The sequence below is a fragment of the Geodermatophilaceae bacterium NBWT11 genome (assembly GCA_014218215.1).
GTDB lineage: Bacteria > Actinomycetota > Actinomycetes > Mycobacteriales > Geodermatophilaceae > Klenkia.
In genome coordinates this window covers 124,084-141,331 of sequence record CP043652.1, presented here as the reverse complement: position 1 = coordinate 141,331, position 17,248 = coordinate 124,084, and the positions used below count along the sequence as shown (strand labels likewise).

Here is a 17,248-nt window from a genome sequence, read left to right as displayed (position 1 = left end):
CTGGGCGCCCGTCGACGCCGAGGTAGAAGGTCCGCGCAGAAACGTCGTCGGCTGCCAAGAAAGCGACGGGTGAACAGACGCCAGAGGCAACGGCTTGGTCGAGGCCGGACACATCGACTGTGTCTTGGACTTCGGCGATGATTGCGTCGAGGTCACTCGCTCGCACTCGAGTCGCGGTTCGGCTAGTCGTACGGCGCTGGTCGGCGGCCGCTTTCGCCAGCACCTCCGTGAGTCGGCTAATTGTCAGACCGGCGACAGTGGGGTGGAGGGCCAGAGCGTCGGCCAACAAAGATTCGCTTGTCTGGCGCACCCGGTAGGGCAGGTGCACTACACGAGCGCGGGCCAAGATGCCTCGTGCCGCCGCATCGTCGTGGCCTTTCTTGGTCAGACCTCCATAAACTCGCTCAATCCCTGAGCCAGATTGGTCACCCAGTACCGAGGTCCATCCGGTGAATGAAAGCTTGGACCCAAGCGAACCATCCGTGAGAACAACAATCTCCGCTCCACGGGCGCTAGCCTCGGCGTGCGCCAGAGCGTCGGCCAGCGCTGCGGGGCCCATTTCGCCTTGGCCAGCGTCAAGTTCCTTCATTTGAGCGAACGTGCGGGATCCGCCGGCAGCGGCGCAGTCCGCATCCTCGTACCCTTCGGGGACCAGATCGACGAAGGGCAGTTGTCCTGCGCGTGATGCGACGAGCAGGTACGCGCAAGCGTTGATCTGCCAGGTCACGCCTGCTGCATTGCGCGCTCCTTGTCGAAGGCTCGCCCACAGCTCGGCGGGACTCATCTGCCGACGCTTCTCCAGGGTGGACTTCTCGTCGAGCTGGGCAGCTGCTGGCGCATCCGCGGCCTGACGTGTCGACGAGTCGCTCACGGGGTTGGCTGGTCTCTGAACCGAACGTGCTCCCACCTGAGGTCGGCGACCGGCGTCCTTGCCCTTGCCGCGATGGGTTCCACGCTTGGCCACAGGGGCATTGTGGCCTGAGCCGCTGTTGCCTCGGTCGTGCAGCGGTTGCCAAAATCCGTTAATTCAAGGCTCGCCATGCCACCGCGCTTGCTTGGGAGGCAGACTCCTGCCGGCGGGCGGCCAGCACACGGCGGTGCGACTCGGGATCAGTGGCTAGCTGCCGAATCCGGCGGCCGTGACGGGAAGCGCCTGCTCTTGGTGGGTGTCGGCATAGTTAACTCCTGCGGAGCTCACGTCGTAGAGCCGCTGACCGAGCCCCGGAACCGGATCCGGATCCGGCAGATCAACGACGTCAAGGACTTCGGGCCCGCCAAAGCGGGTGATCTGTACAGCACGCATGTCCCTGAGGCTAGGGCCGGTCCTGGCTGTAGGTCTCCACCAACCCCGTCCAGTGGTTCGACGTGCTGGCTACATTCAGGACACCATGCAATGCCCATGACGCGCACACGACACGGATCACCCGCATTCTGCGATGCACCACCAAGCGCAGGAGCAGTAGGCGATCGCCCTGGAGTAGGACTTCGACGGACGCCTCCGCAGCTCAGGTCAGGACCGTGGTAGTTCGCTAGGGAGGCAGCTCGCACGACTTCGACGCCACCGACGCGCTCGAGCTACCCGCACCTGGACGACACGCGTCGCGCGGCGTCAATGTGTCGCATCGGGTGACGTGCGCGGTGGAACGTAGCCCCTGGGGCGATGATGACCGCCGTGCTGTTCACGTCGCCTGTCCAACGGTTCGTCGTCGACGTCCAGGAGAAGTCCTCGGTCGACCTAGAGCCCGGCATCGACGATGACGGGATTCGGAGAGACAGCGCCTGGTGGGCATCCTCTTCGTGGAAGCGAAGCGTCGCTGATCTGGATCCTGAGCAGTCCCTCGCCGTTCTCGGCGAGCCGGGGGTTGGCAAGAGCACGACGATCGCGGGGCTCGTCGGAGATGGTCCGAGCGTGAACCTCGTCCACCTGGACGAGGCCACCGACGTGCGACTGCTCCGTGAGCTCCTGGAGCCAACGGTGTCTGCATCGGCCGCTGCAGGGCGCCCCACACTGGTGCTGGACGGCGTCGATGAATGCCCTCTCCCCCCGAAGGCGCTGTTTCGGCACGTCATCAGGGCGGTGAACCAGCGCCCGGAGGTCCGTGTGGTCGTCGGCTGCCGTACGGGGGACTGGTCGACAAGCCTCAGCGACGGGCTCCGTGCTGCCTTGGGATCCTTCGATGTCGTTGAGCTGCTGCCGTTGTCCTACGAGGACATCATCGCGCTGTCGAGCGCTCGTGGTTTCGATGGCGAAGCGTTCGTTGAAGCGGTCCGCCGGGCGGGCGCCGGTCCGCTGGCCACGCTCCCCTTGACACTCGATCTCCTCCTAAGCCTGTACTCGCAGGGTGGGCTGCCGACAGGGGCGCGAAGCCTCTACGACCGCGGTCTGTTGCTCCTGGCTGGCGAGCCGGACAGGGATCGGGCCGACGAGCACAGGCCGGCGGGGAGCGATGCTGAGCGCCTCGCGGTTGCCTCTCGGATAGCCGCTGCGCTCACGCTCTGCGGTCGCAGCGGAGTAGTTCTCGAAGGGCAGCTAGGCGCCGCTGACCTTGCGGCCGGTGATCTGGCCGGAGGTTCAGAGCTACTTCCGGCCGGCCCGTTCGCCGTGGAACCGGAACTGGTGGAGGGGACGCTGGCGACGGCCCTTTTCTCCGGGCGGGGGCCAAGCCGATTTGGGATTGGCCACGCGAGCTTCGCTGCGTACCTAACAGCGCGATTCCTGACGGCGCATGGGGTGCCGGAGCACCAACTGCGAGCGTTGCTGACCATCACCAGCAGCCTAGGACGCACGAGTGTTCCGACTCGGCTTCGCGAGACGGTCGCCTGGCTGGTCGCGCTTGATCCCGAGAGGAATCAGTGGCTGGTCAAGCTCGACCCCGGCGCCCTTGTGGCACACAGCGCGTTGATTTCCGATCCCCGTGTCCGCGAGGCACTGGCGGCCTATTTGCTGGACGTCGGTGACCCTGACCGTGCGATCCCGCGTCGGCGATGGCGGCTCGCCCACCCTGGCCTGGCCGATCAGCTGCGGCCCGCTCTACGAGCGCCTCTCGCCGAGGACGCCGGGCCTCACTTTGGCAACCCGGTGTCGCGCCGGGCAAACACCGCCATCGAGATCGCTCGCTCGTCCGATGCACAGGAACTAGTGCCGGAAATCGAAGCCTTGGTGCTCCGCGCCGACTTGAACTCCTACCTGCGCGGCAGCGCTGCGCACGGGTTGGCGGACCTCGACAGCGATCGTGCTGTCGCCGCTCTCCGGGGTGTTCTCGACGAGGTCATGCAGCACTCGGACCATGATCCGGAGGACGAACTGCGTGGCATCGCCCTCGGAACGTGCTGGCCCAAGGCGTTGGCTGTCACGGATCTCCTTCTGGCGCTGACGGCCCCGAAGAACCCCAACTTTTTCGGCAGCTACCAGTTTTTTCTTCGCAGGCTGGTCGAAAAGCTGACTGACGAAGAACTCGTGGATTTGGTTCGCGCCGTTGCGGCACCTGCCGCCACCCTGGGCCGGACTGTTGGCGACGTCACGTGGGTCGATGAAGATGATCTCGAACCGGCTACGCCGCTACTGCGCGGCACTCGCCGCGATGAGCGACTGCTGGTTGAACTCGTGAACCGGGCCCTGAAGAGCTCGCTTCTCGCAACAATCCTAGATGAAGCTGGGTGGTTACTTGCCCAGGCTATGCGGCGTCACCAGAGCTGCACCCTGCCGGCCCGATTCATGGAGACGAGCGGCAGCGCGGAGGCGGAGGACGTCCGAGAGCTGCGACGTGGACTCGTCCTGCCGGCGCTTCGTTACCTGGATCCGGTCTGGTCGTCGCAGCTGGCCTGGCGCTGGCATTTGTCCGATCAGGCAGCGTCCGAGCTGTCGCAGCGGTCACGTCCAGGACTGATCAAGGGGAGCGATCTTGCGTGGCTGTTCAGCCTCGAGACTGGGCCGTACCAGGACCACGCACGCGCCCTGATTCGGGCTGTGTTCGATCCCGACGACCTGGCGCAGCAGGCGATCGCCTGGGGGCATCGCAGCAATGCCCTTTTCGCCGGCTCGATCGGGCACTGGTTCGAGCCCGTCGACATCGCTGGCCCCGTCGCTGAGCGGATGCGCCAGGACCACGCCTGGACGAATCGGGAGCCGAGCTGGGAGGGGGCCGACGCCCACGCCGAGGCCATCGCCGAGGCGTGGGCCCGCTGTCGGGGCGGGGACGCAGCGGCCTTCTTCGACCTCTGTCTGAGCTTGAGAACTGACCCTCAGACCGGTCGCTTCGAAGCCATTGACGACAGCATCGCTGCTTGGCCTAGCGCGCACCTCCTCGACGCCGAGCCCGACGAACTCGCCCTCGCGGCTCGCGCCTATCTCGCTACCGACGGTGTGATCAGCGGCGACTGGCCCGAGGCCGACTCAATCACCTACGGGGCACTGCAGGGATACGCGGCGCTGGGGTTGTTCGCTCGGCGATCGGATGCACAAGCATGGTTCGACGAACTGCCGGACGAGGTCTGGGCGGGCTGGACGCCGGCCATCATCCGGTGCCCCGCGACGGGCGATGAGGCCTCGGAGACCGTGAAGGGACGGCTGCTCGAAGAGGCTGCGACCCGCGTGCCCGCTGCCTTTGCCGAGGCGTACTTGTCCTGGGTGGAGCAGGCAGCGGCGGCTGGCCGATCTCTTCCACACCTGGCGCCGCTGGCCACCGTCTACCAACCTGAAATCGGAGGTCGGCTCTCGGCGCTGGTGTCACCGCTGGCGGAAGCCGTGAGCACCGCCCGCCATGCGCTGACGACGCTCTCGTCCGAGTCGGGCGCGGCAGCGGACCAAAGCGCCAGGAACGAGCTCGTCAACAGGATGACCATCATCAGCGGCGACCTCAAGGAGATCGCAGAGTTCCTGTGCATGCGCCGCCACCAGCCAACGATCAGCATCCTCCAGGAGATGCTCGGTACGGCGGAGACGCCAGGGGCAGCAGTTGCTGAGGTACGTACTGCTGCGGCGATCGCGCTACTCGTCTCCGGGGCGGTGACCTGGTCGGGAATTTTCCCTGTCCTAGAGTCGGACGAAGAGTTCGGTCGCTCGCTAGTGAACGAGTTAGCTCGTCGCCGGGATGAGGCGCCAACCCAGCAGCTCACTTCCGACAACGAGATTGCCAGTCTTTGGCGGTGGGTGGCCGCCAGGTGGGGCACCGAGACGAACGACTTCGCAGACGGATTCGAAACCGCCGATCACCCGATCCGCAACTTCAAGGACAGCCTGCTTGCCGAGTTGGCGCAGCGTTCCACGCCTGCGGCGTTGCACGCTCTTGCTGACGTGGCCGCGGCGTATCCCGGCGATCTGCGCATCGCCAGCCTGCTGCGCGAGGCTGAGACACGGCAGCGTGACGACTCCTGGCTTGGTCCGACCCTTTCGGACTTGATGGCATTGGTTGCGGATGCGCGACGGACTGTGGTGCATGACGAGGACGACCTCTATCGACTCGTCCTATCGGTTCTTCAGCGGGTCGCTATCCGACTCCAGACCCACGGTCAGTTCCTATGGAATGAAAGCCGTTCGGCCAGCGACCCGAGCAAGCTCGTTTGGCGCCCCAAGTATGAATCCGCTGTTTCTGCCTTCATTCAGGACCACATCGAGCTGGAACTGGCGGATCGCCTTGTGGTGAACCGGGAAGTGCTCGTGAGACAGACCACTGAAAGGGGGCACGGGCTTTCCGTCGACGTGCTAGCCAGCGGTGGAGGCTCCGGCGAGGCGACGGAGCGCTTGCCGCGGTGCCCGCTTGAGGTGAAGGGCTCCTGGAACGACGGTTTGCTCACAGACCTTGAGGCTCAGCTCGTCGGCGACTACCTGCCCGCACTGAACACCACACGAGGCATCTTCGTCTGTGCCTGGTTCCCCGTCGAGATGTGGGACGACGATGCAGACAACCGACGGAGGAAGGCTGCCACGCGGGACCGCGACGCAGTGCGGCGGTCGCTGGAGGAAGCAGCCAGTCGAGTCTCGTCTACAAGCGGTGTAGAGGTCGCTGCCGTTCTTATTGACGTGCCGCGGCCAATCGCCAGCGCTCGAAAGTCCAGCACACGGTAGGAGCATGTCTTGCTGCGGCCGTCGCAGAACAGCGGGTGTCGCTATGCCCCGTTCGCGGATGGATGGTGGAGCAACCGCAGCGAGCCAGGCAGGCTCGGATCACACCCCGGTTGGCTACCTCTGGCGTGCGTTGCGCGAGGAGTTACGGCTGAGCCGGCGTGGCCAGGCGCACCTTGCGAGTACCATATCCCTGCCTAGTTGGCTCGGGAGACAGGCCCGCCTCCAGCTCGTAGCAACCAAGGCTCGTTGCCCAAACGGAATATTCGGCTGCGCACAGCGCCGATCAGCGAGCTTGCTTAGGCGTGGTGGGTGTCGGCGTAGTTGACCCCCGCGGCACTCACCTCGTGCAGGGTCTGGCCCGCGCCGGGGGTGGGGTCGGGGAGGTCGACGACGTCGAGGACCTCGGGGCCGTCGAAGCGGGTGATCTGCACAGCACGCATGCCGGCGAGGCTAGGACAGACTGCCCGGCATGGGCATCGAGGAGCTGCTGGCGACGATCCGTGGCTTCGACGGAGTCGTCGAGCTGGCGCCGCAGCCCGGCAGTGACGCCCCGGAGATCGCCTGGGGCGACCACTTCTTCTACTGGTCGCCGGACGGCGCGGTGCCCGAGCGCGGGCAGCCGTACGCCACGATCGTCACGAAGGACTACCCGGACGACACCAGCTCCCAGCTCGACCGGCCGGGCCGGTTCCGGGTCAACGTCCAGGTCCCGGCGGCAGCGTTCACCGAGCTGGTGGCCGAGGCCGGGCAGGCCCCGGACCACGCCGAGGCGGACCGGGTGCTGCCGCACCCCGTCTACGCGGCGCAGTCGTGGATCGCGGTGGTCGACCCGGGCCCCCGGACGACGGCGACCCTTCTTCGGCTGCTCGAGGCCGCACACGACCGCGCCCGCCTGCGTGGGGAGCGGCGGGGAGACGTCGCCGGTCCGTAGCGTGCTCGCCGTGCCACCCAGCGACCGCGATCCCCGGCAGCGGTTGTCCGAGCGGGCCAAGCGGGCCGTGACCGGCTCCGGCCCGCCCACCGAGCCGCTGGCACTGCGGGCCCAGCCCAGCGGGGTCGACCCCGCCACCGCCCGCTCGGCGCTCAGCCTGGCGCTGCGGGTGGGGGAGTCGATGATGGCCGTCGGCGCCTCGGCGGCCGACGTGACCGCGACGGTGCTGCGGGTGGCGGCGGCCTACGGGCTCACCGACTGCCAGGTCGACATGACCTTCACCTCGCTGACGATCGGCTACGACCCCGACGACGTCCCGCCGCTGGTGCTGATGCGGATCGTCCGCCCGCGCGGGCTGGACTACACCCGGTTGCAGGGCATCACCGACCTGGCCGCCCAGGTGACCACCGGGCTGCTCGACCTGGACACCGCGCACCGGCGGCTGGACGTCGTGCTGGCCGCCCCGCACCCCTTCCGGCGGCAGATCCACGCCCTCGGCTGGTCCGGGGTGGCCGGCAGCGTGGCCTTCCTGCTCGGCGGCGGCTGGCTCGTCGCACTGGTCGCCGCGGTCACCACCGCGGTCGTCGAGCGCACCATCCGGGCGCTGAACCGGCGCGGGCTGCCGGTGTTCTTCCAGCAGGCCGCCGGTGCCGCGGTCGCGACCGGGACGGCGGTCCTGCTCGTCGTCTTCGACGTCCAGATCCGCGCGTCGCTGGTGGTCGCGGCCGGCATCGTCGTGCTGCTGGCCGGCCTGTCGCTGGTGGGCGCGGCGGAGGACGCGATCAGCGGGTTCCCGGTGACGGCGGCGGCCCGGGCGTTCGAGGTGCTCACCCTGACCACCGGGATCGTCGTGGGCATCGCCGGCGTCCTCGACGTGGCCCAGCGCTGGCAGGTGCCGCTGCGGGTGGTCGACCCGGCGACGGTCACCGTCCCGTTCGTGGTCACCGTGGTGGCGGCTGCGGTGATGGGTGCCTCGTGGGCGGCGGCGTCCTACGCCCGGCCCTACGCCGTCGCGATCGCCACCGGCGCCGGGGCGCTGGCCTGGTCGGCGTCGGCCGGGGCGACGGCCCTGGGCGCGGGTCCGGCCGTGTCCGCCGGGGTGGCCGCCGTCGTCGTCGGTCTGGGCGGTGAGGCCCTGGGCGACCGGATGCACGTGCCGGCCCTGCTGGTCGCCGTGTGCGGCATCGTCCCGCTGCTGCCCGGGCTGGCGATCTACCGCGGGTTGTTCGCCGTCGTGGTCGAGGGCGACGTGCCCGGTGGCACCGCCCAGTTGATCGGGGCCGCCGCGGTCGGGCTGGCGCTGGCCGCCGGGGTCGTGCTCGGTCGGTACCTCGGCCGACCGCTGGGCGGGCGGGGCGACCGGTTCGAGCGGCGTGTGCGGCGGCGGGCCACCCGGACCGAGTGAGGCGCACCGGTCCGCCGGCGGTGTCCACCCGGTAGGATCGGTGGCGACGTCAGGCCCCGGGCCGGCGCCGCTCGTCCCACGACCCCCCTCCCCGTGCACCTCGGGAGTCCGGGCCCCAGCGCATCGTCGGTGGTCCGCTCCGCCCACGGGTGGCCGTTCCGTCGTGGTGGTCGCCCCCAGACGTCGGGGGAGCCGGACGCAGCGTGTGCCGCGGGTGCCCGTCGTCCGGCCGCGGGGCGGTGCGTCTCGACGCACGGCAGCACCGGGCCGGGGCAATCCCCTGAGGAGGAGTGAGTGGCTCGAGCAGGACAGCGTTCCCACGGGGGCCGCGGCTCCACGAAGGAGCAGCGACGCACCCGGGGCCCCGAGGACGTCATCGCGGTGCTCGCCCGCGCCGTGCGCGACGTCGAGGGAGCCGCGCAGAAGGGCCGGGTCACCCCGGCCGTGCGCACCAAGTTCCAGGCCGTCGCGCTGCTGGTCCGTGAGCAGCACGCGAAGGTGAAGGCCGAGACCGAGGGCAGCGCCGCGCACCGCGCCGAGCAGCTCAAGCGCCTCGACGGCATCGGCACGATCCTGGCCAAGACCGCCGTCCGCGACCCCTCGCTGCTGGCCCTGCTCGCCGACGAGGCCGTCGTCTCCGGCGCGGCCCGCGCGCTGGCCCGGGACATGCTGCGGGTCGGTGGCATCGAGCCGCTGGAGGAGGAGGCCCCCGTCGCGGCCCCGGTCGCCGCCGCGCCCACGCTCGGCAGCGAGCGCCGCGTCGTCCCCCAGTCGGTGGTCTCCCGCCAGCTGGCCAACCCGTTCCTGGCGCCGGACTTCTCCGCCGTCCGGCCCGCCCAGACCGCGCCCCGCCGGCTCGGCGGCTGGGAGCTCATCGGCCCGCTGCTGCGCTCCTTCGAGCGCGCCGGCGGCGGTGGCCCGGCCGTCATGGAGCTGCCCGACGCCACCTGGATCCGCCCGCCCGCGGGCCTGGAGCTCATGCCGCACCAGGTCCAGCTGGTCGCCTCGGCCGCCGCCGGGCACCGCACCTACCTGCTCGCCGACGAGCCCGGCCTGGGCAAGACCGCCCAGGCGCTGATGGCCGCCGAGGCCGCCAACGCGTACCCGCTGTTGGTCGTCGTCCCCAACGTGGTCAAGACCAACTGGGCCCGCGAGGCCCAGCAGTGGGTGCCCCAGCGGGCGACCACGGTCATCCACGGGGACGGCGAGACCATCGACGGGTTCGCCGACGTGGTGATCGTCAACTACGAGGTGCTGGACCGGCACGTCGGCTGGATCTCCGACTTCGGGTTCCGCGGGATGGTCGTCGACGAGGCGCACTTCATCAAGAACAAGACCTCCCAGCGCTCGCAGAACGTGCTGAGCCTGTCCGCGAAGATCCAGTCGCGGGGGCCCAAGCCTCTGCTCATGGCGCTCACCGGCACCCCGCTGATCAACGACATCGAGGACTTCCGGGCCATCTGGCAGTTCCTCGGCTGGATCGACGAGTCCAAGCCGCTCGGTGAGCTGATGGACGCACTCGACGACATCGGGCTCACCCCCGCCGACCCGGGCTTCTACCCCGAGGCGCGGCGCTGCGTGATCGACCTGGGCATCGTCCGGCGCCGCAAGGTCGACGTCGCCGCCGACATCCCGGCCCGCCGGATCGCCGACCTGCCCGTCGAGCTCGACGGCGCGGCCGGGCGCTCCATCCGGGCCGCGGAGAAGGTGCTGGCCCGCCGGATGGTCAACCGCTACGAGTCGGCGCTGGCCGCCCGGGGCGGGGCCACCGAGGTCGAGGGCATCGACCACGAGCTGGTGCGCAAGGTGGCCGGCTGGGAGCAGAAGGACACCAGCACCGGCGAGTCCGGGGAGAACGTGTTCTCCATGATGCGCCGGATCGGTGAGGCCAAGGCCGGCCTGGCCGCCGACTACGCCGCCCAGCTGGCCCGCAGCGCCGGCAAGGTCGTCTTCTTCGCCAAGCACGTCGCGGTGATGGACGCCGCCGAGCAGACGTTCGCCGAGCTGGGGCTAAAGTACTCCTCCATCCGGGGCGAGCAGACCTCGACCACCCGGCAGAAGCAGATCGACGCCTTCGTCAACGACCCCGAGGTCACGATCGCGGTCTGCTCGCTGACCGCCGCCGGGGTGGGCATCAACCTGCAGGTCGCGTCCAACATCGTGCTGGCCGAGCTGTCCTGGACCGACGCCGAGCAGACCCAGGCCATCGACCGCAGCCACCGGATCGGGCAGACCGAGCCGGTGACGGCGTGGCGGATCATCGCCGCGCAGACCCTGGACGCGCGGATCGCCGAGCTGATCGACGGCAAGGCCGGGCTCGCCGCCCGCGCCCTGGACGGCTCGGACGAGGAGGTCGGCTCCTCGGTCGACGTCCAGCTCGAGGCCCTGGTCGCGCTGCTCACCGCGGCACTGGAGGCCCGGCCCGTCGTCTCGACGCCGGTGTCGTTCTCCGCCTCCTGACCTGACCCGCCGAGCCGGGGCGGGGGTTGTGGCCCCGCTTACCTGACCGGTAGCTTCTGAGCCGTTGAGCGAGCACGCTGCTCGCATTGCGGACAAGGGAGTCGGCATGGCAGGCAAGTCCTTCGCGTCCTCGGCGGACCTCGGGGTCAAGGAGCAGACCCTCGAGGTGCTCGCCGACGGCGTCTACGCCCTCACTGCCGAGGGCGACCCCAACCTGGGCGCCATCGAGGGGGAGGACTTCCTCGTCTGCTTCGAGGCGCTGGCCACCCCGGTCGCCGCCCGGCGCTGGCTGTCCCGGCTGCGCGAGCACACCGACAAGCCGGTGCGCTACCTGGTGCTGAGCCACTACCACGCCGTCCGGGTGCTGGGCGCGAGCGCCTTCGACGCCGAGGTGGTCGTCAGCAGCGAGCAGACCAAGGGCCTCATCAGTGAGCGCGGCCAGCAGGACTGGGAGTCCGAGTTCGGCCGGATGCCGCGGCTGTTCGAGGAGCCCGAGTCCATCCCGGGCCTGACCTGGCCCACGATGACCTTCCGCGACGAGCTCACGATCGAGCTCGGCGGGGACCGCGGCGAGCTGGTGCTCGAGCACGTGGGCCGCGGGCACACCGAGGGCGACATCGTGGCCTGGCTGCCCAAGCACGAGATCCTCTTCGCCGGCGACCTGGTGGAGTCCCAGGCCGCGCTCTACACCGGCGACGCGTTCCACTTCGACTGGGCGGCCGGCACCCTGGACCGGGTCAAGGCCTTCGGCGCCCAGCAGCTGATCGGTGGCCGCGGCGCCATCGCCCGCGGCCGCGACGAGGTCGACGCCGCCGTCGAGCAGACCCGCGCCTTCCTCACCACGATGCACGACACCGTGGGCACCGCGCACCGGGCCGGCGGCACCCTCAAGGAGGCCTTCGACGCCACCCACGCCGCGTTGGCCCCCAAGTTCGGGCACTGGCCGATCTTCGAGCACTGCCTGCCCTTCGACGTCTCCCGCCTCTGGGACGAGTTCTCCGGCATCGAGCGCCCGGTGATCTGGACGGCGGAGCGGGACCGCCAGGTGTGGGACCAGCTGCAGTCATGAGCACCGCCCCCGTCCTCGTGGTGGGTGCTGGTCCGGTCGGCCAGACCACCGCCCTGCTGCTGGCCCGCTGGGGGCTGCCGGTCGTCGTCCTGGACGCCCGGCCGGCGCGTGACCTGGTCGGCTCCAAGGCGATCTGCCAGCAGCGCGACGTGCTGGACGTCTGGGAGTCCGTCGGTGTCGGCGCCGAGGTCGCCCGCCGCGGGGTCACCTGGACCACCGCGCGCACCTTCCACCGCGACCACGAGGTGTTCAGCTTCGACTTCGTCGACCGCGGGCAGTCCCCGTTCCCGCCCTTCGTCAACGTCAGCCAGTGCCTCACCGAGGAGCTGCTGGACGAGGCGATCGCCGGGCAGCCGCTGATCGAGGTGCGCTGGGGGTGTGCGGTCGAGGGCGTCGACCAGGACGACGACGGCGTCACCCTGCGCTGCGCGGACGGCGGGGAGCACCGGGGGAGCCACGCGGTGGTCTGTGCCGGCTCGCGGGCCGACGTGCTGCGCCGGGAGCTCGGGCTGACCTTCGACGGGCGCACCTTCGGCGACCAGTTCCTGATCTGCGACATCCGCACCGACCTGCCCGGCTGGGACACCGAACGGCGCTTCTACTTCGACCCGGAGTGGAACCCCGGCCGCCAGGTGCTCATCCACCCCTGCCCGGACTCCACCTTCCGGATCGACTGGCAGGTGCCGCCGGACTTCGACCTGGCCGCCGAGGAGGCCTCCGGCGGGCTGGACGCCAAGATCCGCCAGGTGGTCGGCGACCGGCCCTACGAGGTGGTCTGGAAGTCGGTCTACCGCTTCCACTCCCGGGTGGTCGACCGGATGCGGGTGGGCCGGGTGCTGGTCGCCGGCGACGCCGCGCACCTGGTCTCGCCGTTCGGTGCCCGGGGGCTCAACTCCGGGGTGCTGGACGCCGAGAACGCCGCCTGGAAGCTGGCCTGGGTGCGGCGCGGCTGGGCCGGCGACGAGTTGCTGGACAGCTACTCCGCCGAGCGGCACGCCGCGGCGGTGGAGAACCTCGACGTCACCGGCGCCACCATGCGCTTCCTGGTGCCGGCCACCCCGGAGGAGGCCGCGCACCGGGTCGACGTCCTCGAGCGGGCCACCACCGACCCCGCGGCCCGGGCCCAGGTCGACTCCGGCCGGTTGGCCGAGCCGTTCTGGTACGTCGACTCCCCGCTGACCACGCCGGACCCCCGCCGTCCCTTCGCCGGCCGGCCGCCCCGCGGGGAGGCACCCGAGCCCGCGCCCGGCGTCCTCGCCCCGGACTGCCCGGTCACCGTGGCCGACCGCCCCGACCTGACCCGGCTGCGCCAGCTCGCCCGCGAGGGGGTGACCGTGCTCCTGGGCCGGGACGTCGAACCGGTCGACGTCACCGACGACGGCACCCAGGTGCACCGGATCGACGACCTGGACCCCACCGGTCTGCTCGCCGGGGCGCTCGGCGCCTGCCCCGACGAGGTGTGGGTGCTGCGCCCGGACGCCCACGTCGCCGCGGTGCTCACCGACGTCGCCGCCGTCCCCGCCGCCCTCGCCCGGGCCACTGCCCGCGCCACCGCCCGCACCCTGGAGACGATCTGACATGGCCTTCTACCGGCAGGTGGGCAGCGTCCCGCCCAAGCGGCACACCCAGCACCGCCGTCCCGACGGCGGGCTGTACAGCGAGGAGCTGATGGGGGAGGAGGGCTTCTCGTCGGACTCCTCGCTGCTCTACCACCGGGGCATCCCCAGCTCGCTGGTCGACGCCCGGCCGTGGGAGCTGCCCGACCAGTCGCTGGTCGCCAACACCCCGCTGGTGCCGCGGCACCTCAAGCTGCACGACCTGTTCACCGACGCCGGCCGCGACCCGGTGCTCGGCCGCCGGCTGGTGCTGGGCAACGCCGACGTGCGGATCTCCTACGCGGTGTCCTCGCAGACCAGCCCCTACTACCGCAACGCCGTGGGCGACGAGTGCGTCTACGTCGAGCGGGGGAGGGCGCGGGTGGAGACCGTGTTCGGCGCGCTGGAGGTCGGCCCGGGCGACTACGTGGTCATCCCGCGGGCGACCACCCACCGCTGGGTGCCCGACGGCGAACTGCGCACCTACGCCGTCGAGGCGAACAGCCACATCGGCCCGCCGAAGCGCTACCTGTCGAAGTACGGGCAGCTGCTGGAGCACGCGCCCTACTGCGAGCGCGACCTGCGCGGTCCCACCGAGGTGCTGGTCGAGGAGGGCACCGACGTCGAGGTGTACGTCAAGCACCGCGGCGACGGCCCGGGCGGGCTGGCCGGCACGGTGCACGTCACCCCCGAGCACCCCTTCGACGTGGTCGGCTGGGACGGCTGCCTCTACCCCTACGCGTTCAACATCAGCGACTTCGAGCCGATCACCGGCCGGGTGCACCAGCCCCCGCCGGTGCACCAGGTGTTCGAGGCCGGGAACTTCGTGATCTGCAACTTCGTGCCGCGCAAGGTCGACTACCACCCGCTCGCCGTCCCGGTGCCCTACTACCACTCCAACGTCGACAGCGACGAGGTCATGTTCTACGTCGACGGCGACTACGAGGCCCGCAAGGGCTCCGGCATCGGTAAGGGCTCGGTGTCGCTGCACCCGGGTGGGCACAGTCACGGCCCGCAGCCCGGCGCCGTCGAGGGCTCGCTGGGCGCCGAGTCCTTCGACGAGCTCGCGGTCATGGTCGACACCTTCCGGCCGCTGGGCCTGGGCGAGGCCGGCCGGGCCGCCGACGACGGGAAGTACGCCTGGTCCTGGTCGGGACGGGGCCCCGCCGCATGAGCCGGGACACCCACACCCTGCCCTTCGGCGTCTTCTCCGAGACCCCGGACGGGCCCCGGAGGGTCGGCGTCCGGGTCGACGACCTGGTCCTCGACGTGGGCGCGCTCGACCTCCCGCACGCCGCGGACTTCGCCACGGCGTCCCTCAACGCGTTCCTGGCCCGGGGCCGCGCGCACTGGGACGACGTCCGGGCCCGGGTGCAGGAGCTCCTGGCCCAGGGCACCGACCACCTGCTGCCGCTGGCCGGGCTGACCCTGCACCTGCCGGTCGAGGTCGCCGACTACGTCGACTTCTACAGCTCGCGGCACCACGCGGAGAACATCGGCGCCATGTTCCGGCCGGACTCCCCGCCGCTGACCCCCAACTGGACCCACCTGCCGATCGGGTACCACGGCCGGGCGGGGACGGTCGCCGTGTCGGGCACGCCCGTCGTCCGGCCCTCGGGGCAGCGCAAGGCGCCCACGGACGACGTCCCCACGTTCGGGCCGTCGAGGCGGCTGGACATCGAGGCCGAGGTCGGCTTCGTCGTCGGCACCCCGTCGGCCCTGGGCGCCCCGGTGCCGCTGGGCGACCTCGCCGAGCACGTGTTCGGCGTCTGCCTGGTCAACGACTGGTCCAGCCGCGACCTGCAGGCCTGGGAGTACGTGCCGTTGGGCCCGTTCCTCGGCAAGTCCTTCCTGACCAGCATCTCGCCCTGGGTCGTCCCGCTGGCCGCGCTCGCCGACGCCCGGGTGCCCGCGCCGCCCCGGGAGACCCCGGTGCTGCCCTACCTGGACGACGCCGAGCACCCCTGGGGCCTGGACCTCGAGCTGGTCGTCGAGCTGAACGGTCAGGAGGTCAGCCGCCCGCCGTTCGCCCAGATGTACTGGACCCCGGCCCAGCAGCTGGCCCACCTCACGGTCAACGGGGCCAGCCTGCGCACCGGCGACCTGTTCGCCTCCGGCACGGTCTCGGGCCCCGAGCGCGACCAGCGCGGCTCGTTCATCGAGCTCTCCTGGGGCGGCGCCGAACCGCTGACGCTGGCCGACGGCTCGACCCGCTCCTTCCTCGAGGACGGCGACACCGTGACCATCACCGCGACCGCCCCCGGCCCCGGCGGCACCCGCATCTCCTTCGGGGAGGTCACCGGCACGGTCCAGCCCGCTCGCTGAACGCCCCGCACCACACCCACGGACGACGGAGTCCCGCATGACCACCACGACCGACCGGCCCACCGGCCGCCACCAGACCACCCGCGAGGAGCGCAAGGTCCTCGCCGGCACGCTCGCCGGGACCACCATCGAGTGGTACGACTTCTTCATCTACGCCCAGGCGGCGACCCTCGTCCTCGCCCCGCTGTTCCTGGCCCCGGTCAGCGAGGACAACGAGGGCCTGGCCACCGTCATCTCGCTGGCCACCATCGGGATCAGCTTCCTGTTCCGGCCGCTGGGCGCAATCGTCGCCGGCCGCTACGGGGACCGGCTGGGCCGCAAGAAGATGCTGGTGTTCACCCTGCTGCTGATGGGCGCCTCGACCGCGCTGATCGGCCTGCTGCCCACCTACGCCAGCATCGGGATCGCCGCGCCCGTGCTGCTGATCGTGCTGCGGGTGCTGCAGGGCTTCTCCGCCGGCGGTGAGTGGGGCGGTGCCGCGCTGATGGCCGTCGAGCACGCTCCCCGCGGCCGCCGCGGGCTGTTCGGCGCCTACCCGGGCATCGGCGTCCCGCTCGGGCTGATCCTGGCCACCGGCGTGCTGCTGCTCATGACGACCCTCACCACCCCCGAGCAGTTCCTCGCCTGGGGCTGGCGGGTGCCGTTCCTGCTGTCGGTGGTGCTCATCGGGGTCGGCTACGTGATCCGCCGCTCGGTCGAGGAGAGCCCGGTCTTCCAGGAGATGCAGCAGCGCAAGCGGGAGTCCTCGGCTCCGCTGCGCGACCTCTTCGCGCACAACACCAAGCAGGTCGTGCTCACCGCGCTGGTCTTCGTCGCCAACAACGCCGCCGGCTACCTGGTGATCGCCTACTTCATCGGCTACGGCACCCAGACCCTGGGCCTGGCCCGCGGCCCGGTGCTCACCTGCATCGTGGTGGCCTCGGTCGGCTGGCTGGTGTTCACCCTCTACGGCGGCTCGCTGAGCGACCGGATCGGCCGGGTGCGCACCTTCCAGATCGGCTACGCGCTGGTCTTCGTCTGGATGATCCCGATGTTCCTGCTCGTCGACACCGCGAACATCTGGCTCTTCGGCATCGGGGTGCTGGTGCTCACCGTCGGGCTGGGGCTGTCCTACGGGCCCATGTCGGCGATGTACGCCGAGATGTTCCCGGTCGCCGTCCGCTACTCCGGAGTCTCGATCGGCTACGCCCTGGGCGCGATCCTGGGCGGTGCGTTCGCCCCGGCGATCAGCGAGCTGCTGGTGCAGGAGACCGGCACCGGCATCTCGGTGGGCGTCTACATGATGGTGCTGGCCGCGATCAGCTTCGCCGCCGTCTCGATGATCAAGGAGACCCGGGGCGCCGACCTGGGCGTCACCGCCTCCGACCCGGTCCGCTGAGTCCCGCCGGCCGGGTGGCCC

General features: G+C 70.6%; 11 protein-coding genes. 9 read left to right on the top strand and 2 right to left on the bottom strand.

Annotation, left to right across the window (positions count from 1 at the left end; genetic code table 11):
• Positions 1–1,117: 1,117 nt before the first annotated feature.
• Positions 1,118–1,303 (bottom strand): Zn-dependent oxidoreductase, encoded by a 186-nt coding sequence (locus tag F1C76_00705; protein QNG35323.1) that lies wholly within the window; start codon positions 1,301–1,303, stop codon positions 1,118–1,120.
• 357 nt (positions 1,304–1,660) lie between these two features.
• Between F1C76_00705 and F1C76_00700 the strand changes: the two genes are divergently transcribed.
• Complete coding sequence (locus F1C76_00700) at positions 1,661–6,064, top strand: hypothetical protein (protein QNG35322.1); 4,404 nt, start codon at positions 1,661–1,663, stop codon at positions 6,062–6,064.
• 296 nt (positions 6,065–6,360) lie between these two features.
• Here F1C76_00700 and F1C76_00695 read toward each other — a convergent pair whose 3' ends face one another.
• Entirely contained in the window at positions 6,361–6,504 is a 144-nt protein-coding gene (locus tag F1C76_00695; GenBank protein ID QNG35321.1) for a Zn-dependent oxidoreductase, read from the bottom strand.
• Between the two features lie 35 nt (positions 6,505–6,539).
• Here F1C76_00695 and F1C76_00690 point away from each other — a divergent pair, with 35 nt between their 5' ends.
• The 8 genes from F1C76_00690 to F1C76_00655 all read left to right on the top strand — a co-directional run bounded on the left by F1C76_00690 (position 6,540) and on the right by F1C76_00655 (position 17,227).
• Positions 6,540–6,995: a hypothetical protein gene (locus F1C76_00690; protein QNG38904.1), complete on the top strand. Its 456-nt coding sequence runs from the start codon at positions 6,540–6,542 to the stop codon at positions 6,993–6,995.
• A 10-nt stretch (positions 6,996–7,005) separates the two neighbouring features.
• On the top strand, positions 7,006–8,400 hold the full coding sequence (locus F1C76_00685; protein ID QNG35320.1) for a threonine/serine exporter family protein: 1,395 nt from the start codon (positions 7,006–7,008) through the stop codon (positions 8,398–8,400).
• A 294-nt stretch (positions 8,401–8,694) separates the two neighbouring features.
• Positions 8,695–10,860, top strand: a complete 2,166-nt coding sequence (locus tag F1C76_00680) for a DEAD/DEAH box helicase (GenBank protein QNG35319.1) — start codon at positions 8,695–8,697, stop codon at positions 10,858–10,860.
• Between the two features lie 106 nt (positions 10,861–10,966).
• Positions 10,967–11,929: an MBL fold metallo-hydrolase gene (locus F1C76_00675; GenBank protein QNG35318.1), complete on the top strand. Its 963-nt coding sequence runs from the start codon at positions 10,967–10,969 to the stop codon at positions 11,927–11,929.
• On the top strand, positions 11,926–13,506 hold the full coding sequence (locus F1C76_00670; protein ID QNG35317.1) for a pentachlorophenol monooxygenase: 1,581 nt from the start codon (positions 11,926–11,928) through the stop codon (positions 13,504–13,506). Before F1C76_00675 ends, F1C76_00670 begins: the two co-directional genes overlap by 4 nt.
• A gap of 1 nt (position 13,507) precedes the next feature.
• Entirely contained in the window at positions 13,508–14,698 is a 1,191-nt protein-coding gene (locus tag F1C76_00665; GenBank protein QNG35316.1) for a homogentisate 1,2-dioxygenase, read from the top strand.
• On the top strand, positions 14,695–15,849 hold the full coding sequence (gene fahA / locus F1C76_00660) for a fumarylacetoacetase (protein ID QNG35315.1): 1,155 nt from the start codon (positions 14,695–14,697) through the stop codon (positions 15,847–15,849). Before F1C76_00665 ends, fahA begins: the two co-directional genes overlap by 4 nt.
• Before the next feature lie 37 nt (positions 15,850–15,886).
• A complete protein-coding gene (locus F1C76_00655) occupies positions 15,887–17,227 on the top strand; it encodes an MHS family MFS transporter (GenBank protein QNG35314.1) in 1,341 nt (446 codons plus the stop codon).
• Positions 17,228–17,248: the final 21 nt, after the last annotated feature.

Coding starts and splice junctions, on each gene's coding strand:
- F1C76_00695 (QNG35321.1), bottom strand. CDS start 6,504: ATGCGTGCTGTGCAGATCACCCGCTTCGACGGCCCCGAGGTCCTCGAC.
- F1C76_00665 (QNG35316.1), top strand. CDS start 13,508: ATGGCCTTCTACCGGCAGGTGGGCAGCGTCCCGCCCAAGCGGCACACC.
- F1C76_00655 (QNG35314.1), top strand. CDS start 15,887: ATGACCACCACGACCGACCGGCCCACCGGCCGCCACCAGACCACCCGC.
- F1C76_00675 (QNG35318.1), top strand. CDS start 10,967: ATGGCAGGCAAGTCCTTCGCGTCCTCGGCGGACCTCGGGGTCAAGGAG.
- F1C76_00700 (QNG35322.1), top strand. CDS start 1,661: ATGATGACCGCCGTGCTGTTCACGTCGCCTGTCCAACGGTTCGTCGTC.
- F1C76_00670 (QNG35317.1), top strand. CDS start 11,926: ATGAGCACCGCCCCCGTCCTCGTGGTGGGTGCTGGTCCGGTCGGCCAG.
- fahA (QNG35315.1), top strand. CDS start 14,695: ATGAGCCGGGACACCCACACCCTGCCCTTCGGCGTCTTCTCCGAGACC.
- F1C76_00705 (QNG35323.1), bottom strand. CDS start 1,303: ATGCGTGCTGTACAGATCACCCGCTTTGGCGGGCCCGAAGTCCTTGAC.